The following is a 23,434-nucleotide window of genomic DNA, read 5'->3' as shown; positions in this document are numbered from 1 at the left end:
CCCTGCGCACCCTAATTCCCGATTGCCTTGAAAAAGCGAGTTTCAGCATGTCCAAAGTCAAACTGACCACCAACCACGGCGACATCGTCATTGAACTGAACGCTGAAAAAGCCCCGATTACCGTGGCCAACTTCATCGAATACGTCAACGCAGGCCACTACACCAACACCGTGTTCCACCGCGTGATCAAGGGCTTCATGATTCAGGGCGGCGGTTTCGAGCCAGGCATGAGCGAAAAGCGCGACAAGCGTGCCAGCATCCAGAACGAAGCTGACAACGGCCTGAAAAACGCCAAGTACACCATCGCCATGGCTCGCACCATGGAGCCGCACTCTGCTTCGGCGCAGTTCTTCATCAATGCCTCGGACAACGACTTCCTCAACCACAGCGGCAAGAACGTACAGGGCTGGGGCTACGCGGTATTCGGTGAAGTGATTGAAGGCCGTGAAGTGGTTGATGCCATCGAGAAGGTCGCCACCGGTTCCAAGGCTGGCCACCAGGACGTACCAAAAGAAGACGTGATCATCGAGAAAGCCGAGATCATTGGGTGATACTGCTGATCTCCGATCTGCATTTGCAAGAAGAGCGCCCGGACATTTCCCGGGCGTTTCTTGATCTGCTCGACGGCCGTGCCCGCCACGCCAAGGCGTTGTACATCCTGGGCGACTTCTTCGAAGCGTGGATCGGCGACGATGCCATGACGCCCTTTCAGCAGTCGATCTGCCAAGCCATGCGCCGGCTGAGCGACAGCGGTACAGCCATCTTCCTGATGCATGGCAACCGTGACTTCCTGATTGGCCAGGCTTTCTGCGACGCTGCGGGCTGCACGTTGTTGAGCGACCCCAGTGTGATCGAGCTGGGCGGTGAACAGGTGCTGCTGATGCATGGCGACACCTTGTGCACCCGCGACCTGGGTTACATGAAAATGCGCCGCTTGCTGCGCAACCCGCTGAGCTTGTGGGTCTTGCGTCACCTGCCGCTGTCAGCCCGCTACAAGCTGGCGCGCAAACTGCGCAGCGAAAGCAGCACGCAAGTGCGGATGAAGTCCACCGAAATTGTCGACGTCACACCGGAGGAAGTACCCAAGGTGATGGCGGCGCATGGCGTGCGCACGCTGGTGCATGGCCATACCCACCGGCCAGCGATTCACAAACTGGTGGTTGATGGGGAACCGGCACGGCGCATCGTGCTGGGCGACTGGGACCGCCGCGGCTGGGCCTTGCAAGTAGATGAGCAAGGGTTTCAGCTGGCGCCGTTCGAGTTTGCCTGACATTACAGGACTGGCAGTACCGGCCCTTTCGCGGGCAAGCCCGCTCCCACCGGTACACCACAAGTATGAAAATCTGTGGCGTACCTGTGGGAGCGGGCTTGCCCGCGGAGAGGCCAGAATACCTTACTGCTGAACCACCGCCCCTTTGTCCCGCTCACTGATCACCACTTCCCGGTACTCCGGGTCTGCCTTGATCTGCGCCTCGGTAAACGGAATCACCGCCAGTTGCTTGGCCGCAAATGCCTTGGTCTGGTCACTGGCATGGGCTGAAGCCGCTTCGCTCGACTGGGAGAATGCCAATAACCCACGAGCCTCTGGCCCTTTGTCGGTGAAGCTGACCAGTTGCAGGTAGCTGGTACCGCTGACCACCAACCGCTTGCCCTGCCCGTGCGGCACACTGTACATCGCGTTGTACACGCCCAGAGCCTGCGGACCACCGGGTACCGGCGTGCCATCGAGCGACTGCTGCACCTGCCCCCAACGCGTCCCCTCCGCGACACCGCTGTCGTTCACCTGCTTGAGCGACGCCAGTGCCGCGTCATGCACCCGTTTGCGCACGGCCGCCGGCTCCACCGCCAGACCACGGGGCGTGTGCTGCGGGTCTGCCGGGTCAAAGGCCACACGCCAGCTTTCCGGGTGCTCGGCCAGGGCAGTGAACAGGTTCTGGAAATGCACCAGACCAATGCCACTGTCGAGGTCGGCCTTGCCATTCCAGGCAGCCAGGCTGCTGCACACGGCCTGTACCTCTATGGCGGCGCCCTGGCACCATTGCAGCAGGTCTGGCAGCACCAGGCTGGCCAGGTAAACCTCGTCGTCGGTCACCATGCGCTGCAAGTCATCAACGCTCAGCCTTGCCGTGCCCTGCAGGCGCTGCAGGGCGAAACGGCCGCGCATGCCCAGCGGCTGGTCACTGCGGCTGATCAAGGGTGAATAGCCGGTCAGCGGCTGCGCCGGGTTGGCCAACCAGGCCGGGTCGTTGGAGTTCTGCACGAAGTCCTCGCGTTCAAGGCTCGGCAGCAGTCGCGCCGGGAAGATTCCCGGTTGCGCAGCGTTCGCGTCGATCTTCCATTGGCAGGCGCTACGCGAGCCGTCCAGCACCACTACGGGCCCCTGCCCTTGCGGGGTGCTGCAAGCGCCGAGCAGTTGCTGATCCACATATGGCACCACCGATTGGTTCAGGTACAACGCCCGCCCCCCTGGGTCCACGGCCAGGGTGTTGACCCAAGGGATACCCTGCAACTGCTCGACCGAGCCTTTCAACGCTGCCAGGTTATCGGCACGATTGATCTGGTACCACTGTTGCAGCACCCGGGTGTTGTCGAGGTTGGCGTCACGCAAGCTGTAGGCCACATGCGCATCCCAATCCAGGCGCCCGGGCCATTGCACCACCGGGCCGAATTGCGAACTGTAGACCTGCCGCTCCACCTGACCGAGGCTGCCATCCTCAGCCTTGACGGCAACGCTGATGGTTTGCCGGGCCAATGGCAGCGACTTGCCATCCAGCAGGTAGCGGGTCGGGTCCTTGGGGTCGAGCTGCAGCCGGTACAAAGTGAAGTGTTTGGACGTGTCGACGGTATGCGTCCAGGCCAGGTGCCTGTTGAAACCAATGTTGACCACCGGCAGGCCCGGCAATGCCGCGCCCATCACATCGAGCTGGCCGGGAATGGTCAACTGCATCTGGTAGAAGCGCATGCCGCCCATCCACGGGAAATGCGGGTTGGCCAGCAACAGGCCACGGCCATTGGCCGAACGCTGTGCCCCGACCGCCACCGCATTACTACCGCGCTCCGTGGCAAAGCGCGCTTGCCACGCCAGCGCAGCGGCGAAGCCTGCCGGCGCCTGCTGGCGAGCCTGTGCAGGGGGTTGCGCGCCTGCCAGCGCCTCGACGAACTGCCCGACGCCACCCTCGGCCAACAGGCGACGGGTCAGCTTGACCAGGTCCTGGCTGGTGATCGGTCGCAACCACTCACCGTTACCGCATTCGGCGGGTAGCCCCCCGCGGCGGCGCTCGGCCAGCGCCCGGTTGTAGCCGCTGGCATAACCCGCCAGCAATGCTTGCACCTGCGCCGGCTGCGCCTGCAGGAACGTATCGACCGCCACTGGGCTGTTGAGCCAAGTGAAAAACACGTCGCTGGCCAGGTTGTCACGCTGCTCCAGGGTCTTGCCGTTGGCACCAAAATGGCGTGAGCGCTCACCACTGACGGTCAGCACCTCGTTGGCCAGCAGGCACAGGTTGTCCTGGGCATAGGCATAGCCGACGCCATAGCCCAGGCCGCGCTCATCCTTGGCCACGATATGCGGCACCCCGTAACTGGTTCGACGAATCTGCGCGCTGGCATCAGTGGCGGGCTGCGCGTGTACGGCAACGCTCACCGCCAACAGCGCAGCGGCCAGGCCTGCGCACGTCATGGGATGGGAAAGTGGAAACACGGGCACTCCTCGGGTTCGGGCTCTATCCCGATCAGACGAATGGCCAGATGAAAATTTTACGTGTTACCGGGCAATGGAACGTCTTGAAGAAGAACACCATTTTTTTTACGGGTGGGTTGCTGTTTTTGCGTTCTCATTCGTCCTAGTTAGTGAGGCAACCACATTTCGGGTTCGTCCACGAAAAGGAGCATTCACATGTACAACCCGCAACCCTCGACCCAGGCCGGGCGCGTCCCAGGCAAAGCGCCCAACGGACAGGACGTTTTTTCTGAAGAACGCATCGGCAACGAACAGATCCGCGAGCTCCTGCGTACTTTCGGTCTGCGTACCAGCCTGATCCGGCTCAAGGTGATCGATGCCCTGCACACCGCCGACCGCAATGGCCGCAGCATTGGCGTACGCGGCGTGCACGCACAACTGGAACAACTGGACATACCGCTGTCGTTCCTCAGCGTGCGTGAAGTGCTAAAGCGGCTGTGCACCGAAGGTGTCATCGAGTTGGGCAACGACAAGTGCTATAGCCTCAACGCCCAGGCGCGCGCCGTACTGGAGCAGGCATCCTCGCGTTAAGCGCATGGCCGGCCACACCTGGCCGGCCCGCAGGGGTCAGGGTTTGACCTTGCGCCGCAGGATGCCGTTGATCACCACGACCACCACAGCGATGGCGATGGCCAGCATCTGAAAGGTCTGCTCACTGATCGTGCCCTGCTTCTGCAGGTGGGACAGGCCCAGCATCAGGCCTAGTACCACCAGGATGATCAGAAGGGAATATTTAAGGCGCTGCACGTGTGTCATCGAAAGTTCCTTGCAACATCAGGGGCAAATGGCTCGCAACGAGCCGCGCCAATGATACAACGCCCACTGGGCCCGGCGCTGCATTTCCTGCTGGGTAGGGTGGCGACTGCCTGAAAGCATGGGGCTTCAAGCACCCATGCCGGAGGCACCATGTACAAACCCCTGCTGTTCGCGTCCCTGATTCTGACCCCGCTTTCCCTTCACGCGCTGGACACCCGCGAAGTAAAGGCGGCGCAACTGCTTGAGCTTGGCCGCCACCTGGAGCGCCATGCCGGCGCCAGCCAGTGGCAACAACTGTGGCAGCGCGTGCGCCAGGCCGGCTACCTGCAGGCTCAAGGCGCGCCGCTGCACTTCAGCGCCCCCATGGCCCTGTTGCCTGAACTGGCGCGGCTGACCTTGGCCCAAGCCGATCATGTGCAACCGCTGCACCAGACCCAGGCGCTGTATCGCCGCAGTTTTTCCGACACGGTCATCGGTCAGCGCGGCGGCCAGCCACTGCATGCCTTGTGCCTGGTGGTCGACTGGCGGACGCTGCCAGAAAGCATGCTCGCCTCCCCCCAGGCCTACCTGCGCAGCGCCAGCCTGCTGAGCAGTTACCCCTGCAACTGAGGGTACCCCGCCCCATCACTCGATGAGCGTAGCGCCCTTATGGGTAATCAACCGCCACAGCCACATGCTGAAGACACGTCCTACACCGCAGGATATCGCTGCCTGCAATCCCTGTTCACCGAGGCTACAAACCGCACCCCATATGTCGCCTAGCGACGCGCGGTGGCTGTCACACAGAATTTGCTCACACCGTCGACATAACGCCGCTGGTGATCGGGTCGCACATCCCCCCATCCAGAAGGAGCGCCATATGGAATTACCAGACTTGAGCCTCATCGATATCAGCCAACTGCCCCATTCGCTGCAGGCCCTGGTCGACTGTATCGGCATCGACAACGCCTACCAGTTGACCTGCGCCTACGGCGGCAGGCCCAAATACATCCCCAAGTACCGCGAACGCACCAAGCTGGCCGACGTGCTGCCAGCCGAGGCGCTCGACGCATTGATCAAACGCTTTGCCGGGGTAGCCCTGGAAATCCCCAAGGCTGACCACTTTCTGCGCCAGTTGCGTAACCAGCAGATCCAGAAGGAAAGCGCCGATGGCCTTTCACGCAGCCTGCTGGCCAACAAGTACGGTCTGAGCTTGCGTCAGATCGGCAACATCCGCCGTCAGGAGAACTACGCCCGCTGACGGCCAACCCGTTAGGCCGCCACAGGTGGCCACTTTTCCCTTCAACAACAAGAGCAATCAAGCATGTCGATAGACAACAGCCTCATCGGATCCGTGATCAACGCCTTGCCAATGGATCGCATGATCGCAGGTCCCCTGCAGGCCATGGTCCAGGCACAGGTTACTGCGAGCAAGTCATACGCCGACTTCCTGATGCAGGTGTGCGTGCAGGACGGCAAGGCCGTCGCCATCCAGTTCGACTACGACGAAACCATCGTCGACGAACAGGGTGAATACAAAGGTGTGGTCAGCAAGACCATGAAGGTGCCGCTGCTTGCGGCCATCACGCACCCGAACATTTCCATCGAGGAAGGCAATGTCGAGTTCGAACTGGTCATCAACCAGATGTCGGAAGACACTTCCAGCAAGGACATGAGTGCCGATCTGACCGGCTCTTTGGGCTGGGGGCCATTCAGGCTGAATGTGAAAGGCAGCGTCAGCCATAAGTCCACACAAACCCGCAAGACCGACACCCGCGCCCGCTACGCCTTCAATACCACGCTCAAGCGCCAGGAGCCGCCTGAAGCAATGATGAGGGTGATCGAGTTCCTGACCGATGCGGCAACCAAGCCAACGGTGGTCAGAACCGCCGAACTGAAAAGCCAGGACGAGATTTCCCAGGCCGATACCTTGAAAGGTCCTGCTGCCGATGTAACTACCGGTACTGCTTGAGACGCTCCCTGCCCCGCAAAACAGCCCCCCTGGCCAGCGCCGGGGGGCACACCTGGCCTGAGGAGTCGAACCCATGAACAAGCCCCCTGCCCCGATGACCTCCATTGACCTGCGTGAGATCACCCGTGGCCTGCAAGAAGCCGCCAGCGCCACCAACAGCCTGATTGCACAACAGTACATCAACCTGTTCGACCAGTTCTTCGAGTGCGACAGCGACGCCTTGGGCGCCCCCATGAAAGCCAAGATGGTCGAGGTGGCCATGGATGGGCAACACATCATGCGCGTCCCCCTGTTTGCCTTGGTATCGCCCAAGGGCCTGGCCCTGGAGCGAATGCAGGTCGACCTCTCGGTACGGGTTAAAGGGACCGAAGCGCAACAGGCACTGCAGACCGCAAGCGAGAACAAGACTGCAAGCTTCAAGGTCACCATCGGCGGTCAAGGCCGTCAGGGCGAAAGCCGTGACCCTGACGAAGTACAGATCCGCATGCAGTTCCAGGCCAGCGAACCGCCGGAAGCCCTGAACCGGCTGATAGACGAATACACCAACCTGATCGTCCCGGTACGTGCCCCTGATCCGCAGCCCTCACCCGATACCAATGAATTTATCGAGGCGGCCACCGTCCGTTGACGGCCGCCCCGGCACCGCTTCAGAAATCGCGCTTGTAGAAGATGTCCAGTGAGCTGGCCAGCCCGCTGGCGGCTTCCAGGTACACCTTCTTGCTCAGCTTGTAACGCAACGCGATGGTGTTGGCGGGTTCGAACACACCCACGCCGTAACGCAGGCTCAGCTTCTCGGTGATGTTGCCGCTGGCGACCACGCTGGTGGTGTTGCCCGAGCCTTCGGTGTCCAGCTGGAAGTCGTCGATGCCCAGGCTCGATGCCAGGCTGCCGGTGATGCCGGCGCTGCCAGCCAGCCCCAGGCCCAACGCTGCCTCGGCAAGCATGTTGTTGTCCTCGCCAGCGTTGCCCAGAGGCCGCCCCAGCACGAGGTACGACAGCGCCTGCTCCTGGCTCATGGCCGGTTCCGAAAACACCTTGGTCGTGGGTTGCTCGGCACTGCCGCTCAGGCGGATACCGGCAATCACGTCATCGACCGTGCGTATGGCTTCGATGTCCAGGTAGGGCTGATCGATCGGGCCGGCAAACAGCAAGCGCGCGCGGCGGATGGTCAGGCGCTGGCCGTAGGCACGGTAACGGCCGTCGGCCAGGCTCAGCTCGCCACGGGTATCGAGGTTGTCGCCTATATGTACGTGGCCGAGCAGGTTGGCAGTGAGCCCAAAGCCGCTGAATGACAACTTGTCGCGGCCCACTTCGACATCGATGTCCATGGCCATCGCCATGGGCGGTTTGCCCTCTTCGGTCTGATGACCAACGATTACCGTGTCATCCGATACCTTCACGGTTGACGGCGGCAGTTCACGCACGGTGATCTTGCCTTTGGGTACCTGCACCTTGCCGGTAACCGCCAGTTTGTCGTCGATCAGGCGCAAGGTCAGGTCCGGGGCGACCTCCAGCGTTGCATAGGGCTCAACCGTGACTGGCAGTTGCTGGCCTTGCAGGCGCAGGTCCATGCCCAGCGCCTGGCCCCACGTGAGGTTGCCACTCAACTGGCCCCGCCCTGCATCGCCGCTGCGCCAGTTGCCATTGAGTTGCACCTGCTCGCCGGCGATCAGCGCCTGCAACGACAGGTCCTCAAGGCTGGCCGGCAACTCGGCGCCACTCACTTCACCGCCGCTGAGCATCAGGTTGCCGTTGACCTGTGGTGTCAGCAAGGTCCCTGAAAGCCGGCCACTGCCGTTGAGGTGCCCGGCCAGGCGTTCGACCATCGGCACGAACGGACGCGCCACCGACAGGTCCAGCCCGGCCAGGCGGAAATCACCTGACAACGGCTTGTTCTTGCCCAGCGGGTCGAGGCGCGTATTGACATTCAGCTCGCCCAGGCGCTCTCCACGGAAGGCCAGGCGGGTATCGATACGCCGTGGCGCCAACGTGCTGTCGACACGCAGGGTCTGATAGGGGAAATCGACCCAACGGCCCTTGTCGCGCACACGCAGCGTGCCGCCACTGGCATCAATGACAATGTTGCCTTTGGGGCCGCTGGCCGGGATGTCCAGATTGATATCCGCATTGAGCAGGCCCTGCCAGGCGAAGTCTTTTGGCAGCCACTGTGCAAGGCTGTCCAGCGGGAACTGCTTGAGGTGGTAACGCAAGCGCGGCTCGGGCGCCAGCCGCTGGTCGTCACCACAAAGGCTGGCCTGGCCAGAGCGCCAGCAATGGGCACCGAAGTCCAGCTGGCCGCTGGCCAGGCGCTGCAGGCGTGCCGGCGATTGCAGCTGCCAATCCTGGCCACCGGCCTGGATACGCCCACTCGCGAGGCGGCCACGCCAGTCACCCTTGCTCAACTGGCCATCCAGACCGAGGTCAAGCTTGAGCTGCGGGCCATCCAGCGCCAGGGTCAAGGCTTGCTGGCGAATGTCGCCTTTGCCGTTGGCCTGCAGCGTGCCCAATGCCGTGTCGCCCAGGTGAATGCCAGTGGCCTTTAGCTCGATCACACCGTGCTGGGCGTTGTCCAGACGGGCATCCAGGTCCAGCTGTTGCAGCCGGTTTTCGGCCTGGGCCAAGCGCTGGCCCTGCAAGGTCAGCGTGCTTTGCGGAGCTTGCAAGGTGCCGGCAACATCCAGCCGGCCCTTGACCTGGCCCTGCAGCCTTGGCCACAGCTGGCCCAGGCGCGGCAGGTCAAGGTCGATTCGCCCGGCCAGGCGCTGCTGCAAGCTGCCACTGCCGTTGATACGGTTGTCACCCAGCTGGATCGCCAAGGCGCCGAGGGTCCAGCTCTGCCCTGCCCCCTGCGCTTCGGCCTTGAGCACAGCCGGCTGGCCGCGCAGGCGGCCTTTGAGGTCAAGTTGGGCATCAAGGGTGAGCACCTCGCCCTTCATCTCGCCTTTACTGCGCAGCGGCCCCGCCAAGGTGCCCGGCAGCTCCGCCAGCCAATACGCCGGGTCGAGCGCCGAAAGCTGCAAGTCGACATCCCAAGCCAAAGTGTCGGCAAAACGCACGGCCACACTGCCGGCAGCCTTGCCTTGCCCGGCGGTCAGCGCCAGTTGCGGCAGTTTCACCTGGGTCAGGTCACCTTCGAACGGGCTGGCCAGGCTGAACGCCCCTGCCGGGCCGTCCAGGTCGCCTTTGAAGGTGCCCTGGTAATTGCCATCGCGATAATGCACCTGGGTACTGAAGCGCTTGAGGGTGACCTCGGGCGGCGCCTCCAGCGGGTACAGCCGCAACCACGGGAAGTCCTGCCAGTCCAGCTGCGCATCGGCGGTCAGGCCTTGCTGCCAGTCGGTCGTGGCCTGCAGTTTCACGCGCTGGGTGTCGCTGGCAGTCAGGTCAAGGGCATCGAGCCTGGCGCCTTTGCTGTCGACCAACCCGGACAGCGCCAACGCGATCGGCGACTGTTCAGCCGGCAGGTTGGCCGTTCCCGACAGTTGATAGCCCTTGAGCAGATCGCCCTTGGCATCAAGCACGAGCTGATTCAACTGCAACGTATCGGGCAACGAGCCCGCCGGTTTGAACGCCTCTGAACGAATCTGCAGGGTCGCCGGCAGATGCTCGGCCAACGCTTGCAACTGCCCGCTCAGCGTGGCGTCGAGATAACCACGGCTGGTGCCGGCAAGTTTCAGGGTCTTTTGTAATTCTCCGGTTGCCGTCAGCGCCAGCTGCCAGGCTTTGCCGTCTACGGCGGGCAGTTGCAGCTGCCCCTGGAGTTGCAATGGCCAGTCTCCTTCGGGCTGCAGGTCGCCCTGCAGGTCCAGTTGCAGCTCATCGCGCTGCAGGTGCAGGCTGTCGATGCGCATCCCGGTGCCGGTCCAGTGCGCCGCCAGTTGCAGGTCACCCAGCAGGTCGCTGCCATCCAGCCGCAGCTGGCCGACCTTGACTTCGCCCAGCTCGATGGCCAGCGGCAAGTGCAGCGCTGGCAACTGCAGCGGGCCGCTGTCGGCCGGCTCGGCACTTGGCGCAAAGGCCATGTCAATGCGTTGTGCCTGCAACTGGTCGATGCACAGAGTGGCGCGCATCAGACAGGCAGGCGACCAGGCGAATAGCGGTGCCTGCACCTCTACTGTATTGCCACCATCGGCCCAGCGCAGCACGCTGGCCTGCCAGCTGCCCGCCAAGCGGCCTTGGAAATCAGCCACCTCAAGCCCTGGCACTTTGCCCAGCGTCCAGCGGCTGCCCGCTTCGGTACCCAGCAACAGGCCCAGCCCTACGCCCAGGCTCGCGACCACACCTAGCAGGCTCAGCAGAATGTACTTGATCACGCGTTTCACAACTCAGGCCCCATGGAAAAGTGCAGGCGAATGCCCCCTTCGTCATCCAGCGCCTTGGCCAGGTCGAGTCGCAACGGCCCGACCGGCGATACCCAGCGCACACCAAAACCGACACCGGTTTTTAGGCTGGGTAGCTCAAGGTTGTTGAACGAGTTCCCCTGATCGACAAACGTCGCGATCCGCCACTTTTCAGTCAGCGAATACTGGTACTCGACACTGCCGGCTACCAGGTAGCGCCCGCCGATGCGGTCGCCATCGCTGTTCTTCGGTGACAGGGTCTGGTAGTCATAGCCACGCACGCTCTGGTCGCCACCGGCGAAGAAGCGCAGCGACGGCGGAATGTTGTTCTTGAAGCCGTTGGTGGCACTGCCACCGAACTGCACGCGCCCCAGAAGGCGGTGGTTGTGGCCAAGCGTGGTCAAGCCCTTGAGCAGTACGTTGCCGTGCAACAGGTTGGTGTCGGAAACCAGCCCTTCCTTGGCCCCTTGTACATCGAACTGCAGGCGGTAGCCGTTGTGCGGATCGATGCGATTGTCACTGCGCAGAAACGAATAGCTCACGCCAGGCATCAGCAGGTTGCTCAGCCCGGAATCGTCACCCAGGCGATACTCCTCGCGCTGGTACTTGAGCGAAATGACCCGCTGCCAGCCGCTGGGCAGCTTGCTGTGCCACTCTGGGCCCACTGTCAGCAGTTTGCTGAGTGTATCGGTACCTGCCAGCTCCTCGTTCTGGTAACCACCGGCAAAGCGCAGCTTGTCGGTCAGTGGCGGGTCGAGGGGGATGTCATACCACAGGCCAACGTTCTGTCGGGGGGCGGACAGCTCGGTTTCCCAACCGTAACTGTGGCCCTGCGGGTTGACCCAATGGCGGGTCCAGTTGGCCTTGCCACGCGGACCGACGTCGGTCGAGAAGCCCAGACCCAGCCCCATGGTGCGTGGTTTGCGGGTTTCCAGGCGGACATCCACCGGGATTTCTTCACCCACGGCAGCAGTGGGCGCCGCATCCACCCGTACGCCTTCGAAATAGCCGCTCGATTGCAGGTCATTGTTCAGTTCGGCGATCAGTTCCGAGTCGTAGGGCGTGCCTGGCTTGAACGACACCATGCGCTGCAGCAGGTCGTCGTCCAGCGGCGTGTCGCCGCCGAAGGTGACGGCGCCCAGGTGATAGCGCGGGCCACTCTGGTAAACCAGTTCGATATCGGCCACACCGGCCTGCGGGTCGACCGCAAGGCGCTGACGGCTGAAGCGGCCGCTGAAAAAGCCGTAGCGCGACGCCTGGTTCTGGATCAGCCGCTTGGCATCTTCGTAATGGCCGTGGTTGAGCTGTTCGCCTGCGCGCAGCGCCCGGCTGTCGGGCATGCGAAAGGCCTTCATTTCGCTGGCCGGGCCTTCGATACGCACGGTCACGTTGCGCAGGCGAATCGGCTCGCCCGGGTTGATGCTGATGACCAGTTGCGGGGAATGGTCTGCATCTCTGGGCGGCTTGACCTCGCTGTCGATCTGCGCCTGGTAGTAGCCAAGTGCCTGCGCGGCTTTGCGCGCCTGCTCCTCTGCCCCGCGACTGAAGCGTAACAATGCTTCTTCATCGCGGTCACCAAGGGTGCCTATATAGCCTTCGACATTGGCCTTGAGCGCCTTGTTGGCTGGTTTTACCTTCACCAGCAACTCGCTCTGGCCCCATGCTGCGAAACTGGCGGCCCAGAAAACCAGGCCCCAGGTCAATCTTCCTGAATACGTCATGCGGCAAATGCTACCAGAGCCAGGCGCTCAAGGGAGCCGCCTGGCGGGATGTTCAGGCAAAAGTGGACGTTGAAGAGACTGGATTGGGATGGAAGAACACCCGTTCCCGGATCGGTCCTACGGCGACCTCACCAATTTCTTCATAGCCCTGGCGCTGGTAAAAGGCCAGGTAATGCTCATTGCCGGTGTCGAGCACTACGCCCTGGGTGCCTGGTTGATCCGCGCACCAGTCGTGCACGGCTTGTAACAATTGCTCCCCGTAATGCTTGCCCTGAAATTGCGGATGTACCCCCAGCAGTGGCAACACATGCACCTGATCGGTGGGCAGGCAGGTGGCCAGGGCGGCCTGGTAGTCCATGTAACGCCGCGTGCAGCGCAGGCCAGTGCCGAGGATCATGCGCAGGCGCCAGGCCCAGCTGTCGGCAACGCCCAACCGGCGCACCGGCGGCACGATCAGGGCCATGGCAATCAGGCGGTCGTCCACCAGCAAGCCGATGGCAGGTAATTGCAGGTAGAAATGCTGGCGCACCCATTCGCGCACCATTACCCGCAAGCGTCGCTCATACCCCGGGCGCTGGGCTTCGAAGATATAGGCGAAGGTGGGTTCGTGGCGGTAGGCGTTGTACAGCAGCGAACGCGCTTCGCGGCTATAGCCATCATCAAGCAGGCAGACTTGAGCCGGGGCGGCAGTGGTTTCGGGCATTGCGGGCAGACCTCCTGGAATGGGCGTACATTGCCTTGGAGGTGCACCACCGCGCTTCGTTCACCCCCTACAGCACGTTAGCAGCAGGGGCCGGAGGCCGCCACGCTGGTGATGTGGGGCGATGTCGGCTAGCATCCCGCCTTTTACCGGGATTGTCTTTCCATGAAGATCGTCTGTTTCAACATCAACGGCCTGCGAGCACGCCCGCATCAGCTGGCAGCGCTCATCGAAAAGCACCAGCCGGACGTGATCGGCCTGCAGGAAACCAAGGTCAGCGACGATCAGTTTCCGCTGGCCGACGTGCAGGCGCTGGGTTACCACGTGCACTACCACGGCCAGAAAGGCCACTACGGCGTGGCTCTACTGTCGCGCCAGGCTCCATTGAGCCTGCACAAAGGCTTTGCCACCGATGAAGAAGAGGCCCAGCGCCGCTTCATCTGGGGCACCTTCGCCGATGCAGATGGCAACCCGATCACCATCATGAACGGCTATTTCCCCCAGGGCGAAAGCCGCGACCACCCCACCAAATTCCCGGCCAAGCAGCGTTTCTACAGCGACCTGCAGGCACTGCTGGAAGGCCAGTTCCGCAACGACCAGCCACTGCTGGTAATGGGTGACATGAACATCTCGCCGCAGGACTGCGATATCGGCATCGGCCCAGACAATGCCAAGCGCTGGCTGAAGACTGGCAAGTGCAGTTTCCTGCCTGAAGAGCGTGAGTGGATGGAGCGCTTGAAAGGCTGGGGCCTGGTTGACAGCTTCCGCCACCTGCACCCCGACGTGACCGACCGTTTCAGCTGGTTCGACTACCGCAGCCGGGGTTTCGAGGACGATCCCAAACGTGGCCTGCGCATCGACCTGATCATGGCCTCGCAGCACCTGGTGCCGCGTCTCAAGGCAGCGGGCGTGGACTATGAACTGCGTGGCATGGAAAAGCCCTCGGACCATGCGCCGATCTGGTTGGAGTTGAGCTGATTCTGGTGTGGGCCCAAGGTACACGCCTTGGGGCTTGTAGTGCCGGTTAGACCGAGCGCCGCCCGCGCGGCGCTTCGCGGGGCAAGCCCGCTCCCACATTTGTTGCAACATGGCCATGCCTATGGAAGCGGCGTGGTCAGCCTTGGTGCATGGCTTGAGATGGGTGGGGGGCGGCAGCGCCAGCCAGGAAATTGCGTCAAGCCAACAAGGCTGACAACCATGGCCTGACAGGTTCGGTACGTTGCAACAAATGTGGGAGCGGGCTTGCCCCGCGAAGCGCCGCGCGGGCGGCGCTCGATCGCACAGGCGCTGAAATTGTTATGGCGAGCACTCACAACCCCAACCGCAACGCCTCCCCCACCCCGGCCCCACGCGCATCGTCCGCCGCGCTGACCAAGGCGAAGTTGTAAGCCCCATGCGACCAGTACCGCGCCTCCAGCAGGCCATCAACCCGCTGCCCGTCTGGCATGCGCCGATAAAGCTCGCCCGGTGAGCGCAGGAACAGGCTGATGCGCTGGCCCTTGCCATCTTCAAACACCAGCAGTGCCGCCGGCCCCTGCTCGTTGCTGAGCAAGCGCGCCCCCACCGGTTTGAAGCCATAGCCCGCCAGGTCCGGCAATTGCCCAACGCGGCTGAAATGCCGCCCCAACCAGTCGCGCAACTGCCCTGGATCACTGGCCTGGATATCCAGCGCCTCGCTGGCGGCAAACAACCGGTGCGCCTGGACAGCATCGGCCATGGGCTGGTCGGCTCGTGCCAGGGACGCATCGCGCACCTGCCAGCCGCCCAGCCCTCCGACGCCCAATGCCAGCACGACCACCGCCGCGGTGGCCCAGCGCCGCTGCCGACGCTGGCGCAATTGCCGACGCAACTGCCCAAGGTCCAGCTGCGCCGCCCCGGGCAGTTCGCCAAACCCGGCCAGCGCCGTACGCAACCGGCGGGCATCGGCGCGCCAGCCCTCTACCCGTGCCGCAGCCTGCGGGTTGGCCGCCAGCCAGGCCTGCACTTCGGCCCGGCGCGCAGGCGCCAGGCGCTCATCGACGTAAGCGTGCAATTCGTCTTCGCTGGGGATCAGACGCGTCATTTCAGTCTCCGCAAGGCCGGGGGCTGAGGGTTGCCCTCGGTCAGTTCGCGCAAGGCACTGCGGGCGCGCGACAGGCGCGACATCACAGTGCCGATGGGGATGCCCAAGGCCTGGGCAGCTTCCTTGTAACTCAAGCCTTCGATGCTGATAAGCAGCAACAAGGCGCGCTGTTCGGCCGTCAGCCGGGCAAATGCCTGCAAGTCGGCCTGGGCCAGGACAATCGCCTCAAGGTTGGCCCCGAGCGGCTCCTCCTCGCTCTCGGCACGGCCGAACCACGACAGCCAGCGCGCATGCAGGCGGTCGCGACGCTTACCGTCAAGGAAAAGCCGATAGAGGATGGTAAACAGCCAAGCCCGCAGCGCCTCGGCATCGCGTTGCTGGTCACGTCGGCTTAGGGCCCGCTCGACCGTGGCCTGCACCAGGTCATCGGCGCTGCCCGGCTCGCGGGTCAGCCACACGGCAAAACGGCGCAGGCGGGCCAGCAGCTCGCGCCACTGGTGGTCGTCCAGATCATGCATGGCAAAGTCCCGGCCTTTGAAGTAGTCATTGTAAAGGCAGACGCCCACCAGGAAATTCTATTCCCGTCGATGGAATAAATTTTTCCCTGCCCCGTCGTACTGGCACATTCACCAAACCGGACGATGACCATGAACTCACCTTTGCACGGCCCGGCGAAAGCCTTGCGCCTGGCTGCCATCGGCGCCGTGATGCTGGCCGCAGGTGCCGGCTTTGCCTATGCCGCCGGCTGGCTTGGCGAAACCCGGCTGACACCACAGCGCATCATTGACACCTTCGAGGCCCAAGCCGGGCACTACCCAGGCTACCGCAAGAACCACGCCAAGGGCCTGTGTGTCAGTGGCTACTTCCAGGCCAGCGGGCAGGCCGCCAACCTGTCCACGGCGCGCGTATTCAGCCAGGCGCGTGTCCCGGTGATCGGCCGCCTCGCCATTGGCGGCGCCAACCCGTATGCCCCGGACACAAGCATACCCGTACGCAGCCTGGCCATTCAGCTGAGCACCGACGACGGGCAGGTCTGGCGCACCGGCATGAACACCCCGCCTGTGCTGGCGATAAGCACCCCGCAAGGGTTCTACGAGCAAGTACTGGCGAGTACGCCAGACCCGGCCACCGGCAAACCGAACCCCGCCAGCATGCAGGCGTTCTTCGCAGCCCACCCGGAAAGCGCAGCGTTTCGCCAGTGGGCGGCGGGCTACAAGCCCAGCAACAGCTTCGCCAGCACCCAATACCACAGCATCAATGCCTTTCAGCTGATAGATGCAAGCGGCGCCCGCCACCCGGTGCGCTGGCAGCTTGAGCCACAAACCGCGTTTGCCGCGCTGCCCACCCAGATTGATGACAAACAGTTTCTGCAACACGACCTGCAGCAACGCCTGGCCCAGGGCCCGTTACGCTGGACGCTTCGCCTCGTGCTGGCTGAACCCGGCGATGCTGTGGACGACCCTGCCCGGCCCTGGCCTGCCGAACGGCGCAGCGTAGACGCCGGCACCCTGGTGCTGGAACAGGTCGACGCCCCCGAACAGGGGGCATGCCGCGACCTCAACTTCGACCCGTTGATCCTGCCCCGAGGCATAGAGGCATCTGCCGACCCCATCCTCGCCGCCCGTTCGGCTGCCTACTCGGAATCGTTCAACCGCCGCAGCCGTGAATCGCTCAGCACCGGAGCCCGCCCATGAAACCCGAAGCCTTCCACCCTTTCGCCCGCCTGCTGCACTGGCTGATGGCCGTGCTGATCCTGGCCATGCTGTTCATTGGCGTGAGCATGGTTGCAGACCTGTCGCTACGCCACCCTGTACTCATCGGGCTGCACAAGGCCACCGGCCTGGCACTGCTGGTGCTGGTCGTGCTGCGTATCGGGGTGCGCCTGGCCGTGCCTCATCCACCCTTGCCGCGAGACCTGCCCACCCTGCAGCGCTGGGCCGCCGGGGCATCGCACCTGCTGCTCTATGGCCTGATGCTAGCCATGCCGCTACTGGGCTGGGCAATGCTGTCAGCGGGCGACTACCCTCGCCCGCTGGGCTTGCCGGCCATCGCCCCGCACAACTTGCAACTGTATGCCGTGCTGCGCATGGCACACGGCTGGGCCGGCTACCTGCTGTTGGCCACCGTGCTGGTGCATGTGGCGGCAGCCTTGATGCACGCATGGGTGCGCCGCGACGGTGTGTTGCGTAGCATGTGGCCTGGCCCCCTGCGCCGCAGCGAATGAATTGCAATAGCCCGGGCCGTTCGACAATCGATAACAATTCTTAATAATATCGGTTTCTATTGCCTTACTGCCCTGGACTGCCCAATGAACGTCGCAAAGGATCCTGCAACCCTTAAACCTGCCAGCACCCTGGACTTGCGTCCGCTGCTGCTGGCCAACATGGCCTGTACCATGTCGATGATGGCCTTCGTCGCCCTGATCGGCCCGATTGCCCGCCAGCTCGGCATGGCCACCTGGCAGGCGGGTGCCGCCGTGACTGTGGCCGGCGTGGTCTGGGTGCTGCTGGCGCGGCCCTGGGGCCGGGCGGCAGACCGCCTGGGGCGCCGGCGCGTTCTGCTGCTGGGCACCGCCGGTTTTACTCTGGCTTATTGGCTGCTATGCCTGTTTGTGGAAGGCGCGCTGCGCTGGCTGCCGGGGGCGACCGCAGCGTTCATCGGCCTGATGGTCGCACGCGGCTGCATCGGTGCCTTCTATGCGGCTATCCCGGTAGGTTGCAATGCGCTGATCGCCGACCATGTCGAGCCGCAGCGTCGTGCTCGGGCCATGGCCTCGCTGGGGGCGGCCAACGCTGTCGGCCTGGTGGTGGGGCCGGCGCTGGCGGCGCTGTTGGCCAGGCATAGTCTGAGCCTGCCTTTTCATATCATGTCGCTGCTGCCGGCCAGTGCCTTTCTCGTGCTGTTGTTCACCCTCAAGCCGCAGGCGCTGCCCCACAACCATGCCCCGAGCCCAGTGCGTTTGAACGACCCACGCCTGCGCCGGCCCCTGCTGGTAGCATTCAGCGCCATGCTCAGTGTCACCGTGTCGCAGATCATCGTCGGTTTCTTCGCCATTGACCGCCTGCACCTGGGCCCTGCAGAGGCCGCCCAGGCCGCCGGCATCGCATTGACCACCGTGGGCGTGGCATTGATGCTGTCACAGGTATTGCTGCGCAAACTGGAATGGCCGCCACTGAAAATGATCCGCACAGGCGCCACGGTCTCAGCCCTGGGCTTTGCCTGCGGCTCGCTCGCCACCACCGCACCTGCGCTATGGGGCTGCTATTTCATCGCGGCAGCGGGCATGGGCTTTGTCTTCCCGTCCTTTTCTGCGCTGGCGGCTAACGCCATGCACGCCTCCGAGCAGGGCGCCACAGCCGGTTCCATTGGTGCGGCCCAAGGCATGGGGGCGGTGATCGGCCCGCTGGCTGGCACCCTGGTTTATGCCCTTGATCCGCGCCTGCCATTCCTGGCCGTGGCCGCCCTGTTGCTGCTGGTCGGGCTATGGCCGATGCCGCGCGACCAGCGTGTCTGAGAAGCACAGCGCGCAAGCGTGCAGAGTGTGTTTTAATGCGCGTCGCTCATTATTTTTTACACCTCTGATTACAAGGCGGCTATGGACACGGGGACGCGACTCAAACTGGTGCGTGAACGCAACAACCTCTCCCAACGGGAACTGGCCCGCCGCAGCGGGCTGACCAATTCGACGATCTCGCAGATCGAGCAGAACCGCGTCAGCCCTTCGGTCAGTTCCCTGAAAAAACTGCTCGAAGGCATTCCCATGAGCCTCGCGGAGTTCTTCAGTTTCGACGAGCCGGTGCGCGAAGAACGCTTTGTCTTCCGGGGCGCCGAGCAGCCAGACCTGGGCCGCAACGGCCTGCGCATGCTGCTGGTTGGTGCCAGTGTCGAAGGCCGGCAGATGCGCATGCTGCGCGAACTGTATGCACCGGGTGCGGATTCGGGCGAGCCGATCGTGCATGCCGAGGGCGAAGAATGTGGCCTGGTCACCCGCGGCACCGTGGAGCTTTGGGTCGATGGCCAAGTCAGCGTGCTCAACTCGGGCGACGGCTACTACATCCCAACTACCCTGCCGCACAGCTTCAAAAACATCGGCCCGGACGAGGCCGAGATTATCAGCGCAAACACGCCGGCGAATTTCTGACCTTGACGCGCAGCGGTTCGCTGAACAGCCGGGCCATTTACCAGAGCCTGCGTAACGCTGCACTTGGCGTCCATCACCTGCAGGTGAGTGCACGCCGCGATGGCGGCCTGGTCGATGTCGACATCCAGGGTTGGCAATTGGCACTGGCCGTGGATACCGAAGGCCTTGCCCATTGCATCAGTTGCCGCTGCCCCGACGGCCATCAGGCCGGGATCGAGGAGTGGCAGCGCTACGGCACCAACCCGGTCGACCTGCTGAGCCTGTGGGAACGCACTCAGCTCGAAAAGCTGCTGGCACCCTGACTTAACGCTTCCTCGACAAAGTCCAGACGGTCCTGCCCAAAGAACATTGCCTCACCGACAAAGCAGGTCGGCGCGCCAAACACCCCGCGCTCCACTGCCACCTCGGTCGCCTGCTTGAGCGCTGCTTTTACTTCGCCGTCGGCCGCCAGCGCATGAAAAGCCTGCGGATCGAACCCTGCCTGGCTCAGTGTTTCGTCCAGAACCGCGCTATCGCTCAGGTTGCGCCGCTGCACCCACAGCCCATTGAACAGCGCCGACAGCAACGACTCCAACTGCTCCGGCGCGCGCAACTGGGTACCCATGACCCCGCGCATCAAGGTCAAGGTATTGACCGGAAACCCCGGCGGCAGCCCGAACGGTACCCCATAGCGCGCGGCAAAGCGTGCCAGGTCCGTGAACATGTAGCGCCCCTTGGCCGGGACCATGGCCGGCGAAGCATTGCCGGTAGCCTGGAAAACCCCGCCCAGCAGCATTGGCCGCAAGTGCAGCGTAGCCCCCTGGCGGGCACACAGGCCTGGCAATTGAGTCCAGGCCAGGTAGCTGGCCGGGCTGCCCAGGTCAAAAAAGAAATCGACAGTCTTGTTCATGGTGACAGTCCTTGCTTGGTGATAGGGGCTTACCAGCGTTCCATCCAGGGGCGCAGGTCCAGTTCGAAAGTCCAGGCGTCTCGTGGCTGGGCGTGCAGGAACCAGTAGCTGTCGGCAATGTGCGCCGGGTCGAGGATGCCATCCTGGTCCTTGAGGGCATAGCGCTCGGGAAAGCTGTCGCGGATGAAAGCGGTGTCGATGGCACCGTCCACCACTACATGCGCGACATGGATATTCCGCGGCCCCAGCTCACGTGCCATGCTCTGGGCCAGAGCGCGCAAGCCATGCTTTGCCCCGGCGAAAGCCGCGAAACCCGCCGCACCGCGGGTGCCTGCAGTGGCGCCGGTGAACAGGATCGTGCCGCGCTCACGCCGGACCATGCGCCGGGCAACCGCTTGCGCCGTGAGAAAACCGGCAAAGCAGGCCATTTCCCAGATCTTGAAGTACTTGCGCGGGGTTTCCTCGAGAATACTGCAGGGCACATTGGCGCCGATATTGAAGACAAACACGTCGATCGGGCCGATATCACGCTCGATAGTCTCGACCAACGCCGCCACCTCCTGCTCTTTGCGCGCATCGGAGCCAAAGCCGTGGGCCTGGCCGCCAGCGGCACGTATTTCCTCCAGCAGCGGTTGCAGCTTGTCAGCCTGACGCCGCGTGACGCAGGCAATGTAGCCCTCACGGGCAAAGCGCTTGGCAATCTCGCCACCCGTGGCATCGCCCGCACCGATCACCAACACGACTTTTTGTTGTTCTGGCATGCCTGCCTCCATTGGTAAATGATCGTTTAGTAAACGAACGCTATGTTATGATCACCGTCATCGTCAAGCCCGCCTGCAGAGGCAATTGAATGCGTTACTCCAACGAACACAAGCAGCAGACCCGTGAACGGTTGCTGAGCAGCAGCGGCGCGCTGGCCAAACGCGGGGGCTTTGCCAGTACCGGGGTGGCCGGGCTGATGAAGGCGATCGGCCTGACCGGCGGCGCCTTTTACAATCACTTCCCCTCCAAGGACGACCTGTTTACCGAGGTGGTGCGCCAGGAGCTGCGCAACAGCCCGCTGGCCCGCCTGGCCAACCAGGGCGCCAGCCGCGAACGCCTGGGCCGCTGTCTGCAGCAGTACCTGAGCCTGGCCCACCTGCACAATCCCGAAAACGGCTGCCCGCTCCCGCCACTGGGTGTGGAAATCGCCCGGGCCGCAACGCCGGTGCGCGAAGAGGCTGAGCACTGGCTGGTCGAACTGCACCAGGCCTGGAGCGCGACATTGGAGGATGATCAACTGGCCTGGGTGCTGATCAGCCAATGCGTGGGTGCGTTGATGATCGGGCGCATGCTGGCCACTGAAGGGGTGCAATCGCAGGTGCTGGATGCAAGCCGCCAGTTTGTCGAAAAGGCCCTGCATGAAGCGGATTAGCCTGCTGCTGGGCCTGACGCTGACGGTGCCCGCGCTTGCCGAACAAGCGTGCCCGCCCGGGCAATACCAAGTGTGCCTGATGGGCTGTTTTTGTGCGCCGATTGACCCGGGGCAAGCCGGTGAGATTCTCAAGGATGTGGAGGTGATGGCCTCGTCCAGCCTGACGTTCGCCTTGCGCCAGGCCAGGGATGAGGCCACCGCCAGCGGCGTCGAGCCGATCCCGCTGCATATCCGTGCGCAACTCGAACCCTGGTACGACTTTGCCGTGCTCGATGCGGCGCGCTTCCGGGTGGGTGACGAACAGCAGATGAGCGCAGCCAACGCGTTACTGCAGAACCCCGATGTAAACGCCGTGACGCTGATCGACACGATCATCTTCCGCCGGGCCGGCGACGCCGAGGACAACGTGGCCCTGTGGGCTCACGAGCTCAAGCATGTGCAGCAGTATCAGGCGCTGGGGGTGGAGGAATTTGCCCGGCGCTATACGCGCAACTATGACGACCTCGAAGCGCCGGCCTACAAGATCGAGGCCGAGGTCGGCAAGGCTTTGCGCGAACGCGCTTCAGGCCAAGCCAGGTAGAAATGGGCTGCTTTGCAGCCCATCGCGATACAAGGCCGCTCCGGTAGCGGACTGCGCATGCGCTCAGGACGCCGCCGAAGCCTCTTCGGCGCCCTGCTCACGGCTGGCATAACGTTGCCCCAGCACCGCACAGACCATCAGCTGGATCTGGTGGAACAGCATAAGCGGCAGGATCATCGCACCAATACCGCTGCCCACGAACAACACTTGAGCCATGGGCACACCGGTAGCCAGGCTTTTCTTGGAGCCGGCAAACAAGATGGTGATGCGGTCTTCGAGATTGAAGCCCAATGCCTTGCCAAGCACACGGGTACCAAACAGCACCACCGCCAGCAAAATCCCGCACACGGCGAACAACCCGGCCAGGTGCTGCGGCGATACCGTGTGCCACAAGCCGGTGACCACGGCTTCGCTGAAAGCGGTGTACACCACCAGCAGGATCGAGCCCTGGTCCACCACCTTGAGCCAACGCGCATTGCGCTTGACCCAGGCGCCGATCCAGCGCCGCGCAACCTGCCCGGCAACGAACGGCACCAGCAGTTGCAGGGTGATCTTCAGCACGGCATCCAGGCCAGAACCGGTGTCACCACTGGCGCCCAGCAACATCATCACCAGCAAGGGGGTCAGGAAGATACCCAGCAGGCTTGAGGCCGCCGCGCTGCAAATGGCTGCTGGCACGTTACCGCGGGCCAGCGAGGTAAAGGCGATGGCCGACTGCACCGTGGCCGGCAAGGCACACAGGTAGAGCACGCCCAGGTACAACTCGTTGCCCACCAGTGGCAGGAACACAGGCTTTAGCGCCAGGCCAAGCAGCGGGAACATCACGAACGTACAAGAAAACACCAGCAGGTGCAGGCGCCAGTGCCCGGCGCCGGCAATGATTGCCTCGCGCGACAGCTTGGCACCATGCAGGAAGAACAGCAGGCCGATGGCCAGGTTGGTCAGCCAGCCAAAATACACCGCGCCATCGCCCGAGCAAGGCAGGACGGTGGCGATCAGAACCACCCCAAGCAAAGCCAGGGTGAAATTGTCGAATAACATCCGCAAATACTTCATCACAGTGTCCGTCTTGTCATTGTGCAAGGGCAGACGATAAGGTCTACGGCTTTCCGCCGCTAACGCCGGAACCCCCATCGGTATC

At 63.3% G+C, this 23,434-nt stretch carries 25 protein-coding genes; 15 read left to right on the top strand and 10 right to left on the bottom strand.

Going from position 1 to position 23,434, the window contains the following annotated elements; genetic code table 11:
• The first annotated feature begins 47 nt into the window (after nucleotides 1-47).
• Both LU684_RS10100 and LU684_RS10095 read left to right on the top strand, forming a co-directional pair.
• Nucleotides 48-551: a peptidylprolyl isomerase gene (locus LU684_RS10100; RefSeq protein ID WP_024717966.1), complete on the top strand. Its 504-nt coding sequence runs from the start codon at nucleotides 48-50 to the stop codon at nucleotides 549-551.
• Nucleotides 548-1,270 (top strand): UDP-2,3-diacylglucosamine diphosphatase, encoded by a 723-nt coding sequence (locus tag LU684_RS10095; RefSeq protein WP_016486545.1) that lies wholly within the window; start codon nucleotides 548-550, stop codon nucleotides 1,268-1,270. Before LU684_RS10100 ends, LU684_RS10095 begins: the two co-directional genes overlap by 4 nt.
• A 123-nt stretch (nucleotides 1,271-1,393) precedes the next feature.
• On the opposite strand, the gene pvdQ is transcribed toward LU684_RS10095, so the two are convergent.
• Nucleotides 1,394-3,700: a bifunctional acylase PvdQ gene (pvdQ, locus tag LU684_RS10090; protein ID WP_232894598.1), complete on the bottom strand. Its 2,307-nt coding sequence runs from the start codon at nucleotides 3,698-3,700 to the stop codon at nucleotides 1,394-1,396.
• A gap of 195 nt (nucleotides 3,701-3,895) precedes the next feature.
• On the opposite strand from pvdQ, the gene LU684_RS10085 reads away from it, so the two are divergent.
• Nucleotides 3,896-4,270, top strand: a complete 375-nt coding sequence (locus tag LU684_RS10085; RefSeq protein WP_016486543.1) for a fe2+ zn2+ uptake regulation protein — start codon at nucleotides 3,896-3,898, stop codon at nucleotides 4,268-4,270.
• Nucleotides 4,271-4,306: 36 nt separating this feature from the next.
• Here the strand turns inward: LU684_RS10085 and LU684_RS10080 are convergent, their stop codons facing one another.
• A complete protein-coding gene (locus tag LU684_RS10080) occupies nucleotides 4,307-4,495 on the bottom strand; it encodes a hypothetical protein (RefSeq protein ID WP_003248064.1) in 189 nt (62 codons plus the stop codon).
• A gap of 150 nt (nucleotides 4,496-4,645) precedes the next feature.
• On the opposite strand from LU684_RS10080, the gene LU684_RS10075 reads away from it, so the two are divergent.
• From LU684_RS10075 to LU684_RS10060, 4 genes are all read left to right on the top strand, one after another.
• On the top strand, nucleotides 4,646-5,104 hold the full coding sequence (locus LU684_RS10075) for a hypothetical protein (protein ID WP_016486542.1): 459 nt from the start codon (nucleotides 4,646-4,648) through the stop codon (nucleotides 5,102-5,104).
• Nucleotides 5,105-5,354: 250 nt separating this feature from the next.
• Nucleotides 5,355-5,735: a Mor transcription activator family protein gene (locus LU684_RS10070; RefSeq protein ID WP_016486541.1), complete on the top strand. Its 381-nt coding sequence runs from the start codon at nucleotides 5,355-5,357 to the stop codon at nucleotides 5,733-5,735.
• A gap of 63 nt (nucleotides 5,736-5,798) precedes the next feature.
• Complete coding sequence (locus LU684_RS10065) at nucleotides 5,799-6,446, top strand: DUF2589 domain-containing protein (RefSeq protein ID WP_016486540.1); 648 nt, start codon at nucleotides 5,799-5,801, stop codon at nucleotides 6,444-6,446.
• Nucleotides 6,447-6,519: 73 nt separating this feature from the next.
• A complete protein-coding gene (locus tag LU684_RS10060) occupies nucleotides 6,520-7,074 on the top strand; it encodes a DUF2589 domain-containing protein (protein WP_016486539.1) in 555 nt (184 codons plus the stop codon).
• 19 nt (nucleotides 7,075-7,093) lie between these two features.
• Here the strand turns inward: LU684_RS10060 and LU684_RS10055 are convergent, their stop codons facing one another.
• Genes LU684_RS10055 through LU684_RS10045 form a run of 3 tightly spaced genes read right to left on the bottom strand, consistent with a single transcriptional unit; the run spans nucleotide 7,094 to nucleotide 13,210 of the window.
• Complete coding sequence (locus LU684_RS10055) at nucleotides 7,094-10,768, bottom strand: translocation/assembly module TamB domain-containing protein (protein ID WP_232894597.1); 3,675 nt, start codon at nucleotides 10,766-10,768, stop codon at nucleotides 7,094-7,096.
• The gene (locus tag LU684_RS10050; RefSeq protein ID WP_016486537.1) at nucleotides 10,765-12,507 is read right to left on the bottom strand and encodes an autotransporter assembly complex protein TamA; all 1,743 of its coding nucleotides are present in this window, start codon (nucleotides 12,505-12,507) and stop codon (nucleotides 10,765-10,767) included. The genes LU684_RS10055 and LU684_RS10050 overlap by 4 nt, the downstream gene beginning before the upstream one ends.
• 52 nt (nucleotides 12,508-12,559) lie before the next feature.
• Nucleotides 12,560-13,210, bottom strand: coding sequence for a GNAT family N-acetyltransferase (locus LU684_RS10045; RefSeq protein ID WP_016486536.1), 651 nt, complete (start codon nucleotides 13,208-13,210; stop codon nucleotides 12,560-12,562).
• A gap of 162 nt (nucleotides 13,211-13,372) precedes the next feature.
• On the opposite strand from LU684_RS10045, the gene xthA reads away from it, so the two are divergent.
• Nucleotides 13,373-14,185 carry an exodeoxyribonuclease III gene (gene xthA, locus LU684_RS10040; protein ID WP_060516625.1) on the top strand — a complete coding sequence of 271 codons (813 nt, stop codon included), beginning with the start codon at nucleotides 13,373-13,375 and terminating at the stop codon, nucleotides 14,183-14,185.
• A 331-nt stretch (nucleotides 14,186-14,516) separates the two neighbouring features.
• Here the strand turns inward: xthA and LU684_RS10035 are convergent, their stop codons facing one another.
• Complete coding sequence (locus tag LU684_RS10035; RefSeq protein WP_232894596.1) at nucleotides 14,517-15,269, bottom strand: anti-sigma factor family protein; 753 nt, start codon at nucleotides 15,267-15,269, stop codon at nucleotides 14,517-14,519.
• The gene (locus LU684_RS10030; RefSeq protein WP_024717967.1) at nucleotides 15,266-15,787 is read right to left on the bottom strand and encodes a sigma-70 family RNA polymerase sigma factor; all 522 of its coding nucleotides are present in this window, start codon (nucleotides 15,785-15,787) and stop codon (nucleotides 15,266-15,268) included. Before LU684_RS10030 ends, LU684_RS10035 begins: the two co-directional genes overlap by 4 nt.
• A gap of 123 nt (nucleotides 15,788-15,910) precedes the next feature.
• Between LU684_RS10030 and LU684_RS10025 the strand changes: the two genes are divergently transcribed.
• The 5 genes from LU684_RS10025 (at nucleotide 15,911) to LU684_RS10005 (ending at nucleotide 19,712) form a co-directional block, all read left to right on the top strand.
• Complete coding sequence (locus LU684_RS10025; RefSeq protein WP_232894595.1) at nucleotides 15,911-16,963, top strand: catalase family peroxidase; 1,053 nt, start codon at nucleotides 15,911-15,913, stop codon at nucleotides 16,961-16,963.
• A complete protein-coding gene (locus tag LU684_RS10020; protein ID WP_232894594.1) occupies nucleotides 16,960-17,493 on the top strand; it encodes a cytochrome b in 534 nt (177 codons plus the stop codon). Before LU684_RS10025 ends, LU684_RS10020 begins: the two co-directional genes overlap by 4 nt.
• Before the next feature lie 84 nt (nucleotides 17,494-17,577).
• Nucleotides 17,578-18,783, top strand: coding sequence for an MFS transporter (locus LU684_RS10015; RefSeq protein WP_016486530.1), 1,206 nt, complete (start codon nucleotides 17,578-17,580; stop codon nucleotides 18,781-18,783).
• Between the two features lie 81 nt (nucleotides 18,784-18,864).
• Nucleotides 18,865-19,410 carry a cupin domain-containing protein gene (locus LU684_RS10010; protein WP_016486529.1) on the top strand — a complete coding sequence of 182 codons (546 nt, stop codon included), beginning with the start codon at nucleotides 18,865-18,867 and terminating at the stop codon, nucleotides 19,408-19,410.
• Nucleotides 19,411-19,412: 2 nt separating this feature from the next.
• Nucleotides 19,413-19,712, top strand: coding sequence for a DUF7693 family protein (locus LU684_RS10005; protein WP_232894593.1), 300 nt, complete (start codon nucleotides 19,413-19,415; stop codon nucleotides 19,710-19,712).
• On the opposite strand, the gene LU684_RS10000 is transcribed toward LU684_RS10005, so the two are convergent.
• Together LU684_RS10000 and LU684_RS09995 are read right to left on the bottom strand one after the other, a co-directional pair.
• Nucleotides 19,685-20,299: a 2-hydroxychromene-2-carboxylate isomerase gene (locus LU684_RS10000; RefSeq protein WP_016486527.1), complete on the bottom strand. Its 615-nt coding sequence runs from the start codon at nucleotides 20,297-20,299 to the stop codon at nucleotides 19,685-19,687. The genes LU684_RS10005 and LU684_RS10000 overlap by 28 nt on opposite strands.
• Nucleotides 20,300-20,328: 29 nt before the next feature.
• Nucleotides 20,329-21,060, bottom strand: a complete 732-nt coding sequence (locus LU684_RS09995; protein WP_070086510.1) for an SDR family oxidoreductase — start codon at nucleotides 21,058-21,060, stop codon at nucleotides 20,329-20,331.
• An 89-nt stretch (nucleotides 21,061-21,149) separates the two neighbouring features.
• Here LU684_RS09995 and LU684_RS09990 point away from each other — a divergent pair, with 89 nt between their 5' ends.
• A complete protein-coding gene (locus LU684_RS09990; RefSeq protein WP_016486525.1) occupies nucleotides 21,150-21,713 on the top strand; it encodes a TetR/AcrR family transcriptional regulator in 564 nt (187 codons plus the stop codon).
• Nucleotides 21,700-22,293 (top strand): eCIS core domain-containing protein, encoded by a 594-nt coding sequence (locus tag LU684_RS09985; RefSeq protein ID WP_232894592.1) that lies wholly within the window; start codon nucleotides 21,700-21,702, stop codon nucleotides 22,291-22,293. The genes LU684_RS09990 and LU684_RS09985 overlap by 14 nt, the downstream gene beginning before the upstream one ends.
• A 63-nt stretch (nucleotides 22,294-22,356) precedes the next feature.
• Here the strand turns inward: LU684_RS09985 and LU684_RS09980 are convergent, their stop codons facing one another.
• Entirely contained in the window at nucleotides 22,357-23,349 is a 993-nt protein-coding gene (locus LU684_RS09980) for a bile acid:sodium symporter family protein (RefSeq protein WP_232894591.1), read from the bottom strand.
• Nucleotides 23,350-23,434: the final 85 nt, after the last annotated feature.

It is taken from the genome of Pseudomonas sp. NMI542_15 (assembly GCF_021283425.1).
Taxonomy (GTDB): domain Bacteria; phylum Pseudomonadota; class Gammaproteobacteria; order Pseudomonadales; family Pseudomonadaceae; genus Aquipseudomonas; species Aquipseudomonas fortuita.
The sequence above is the reverse complement of the archived record's forward strand: the minus strand, read 5'-3'. Positions and strand labels throughout refer to the sequence as shown.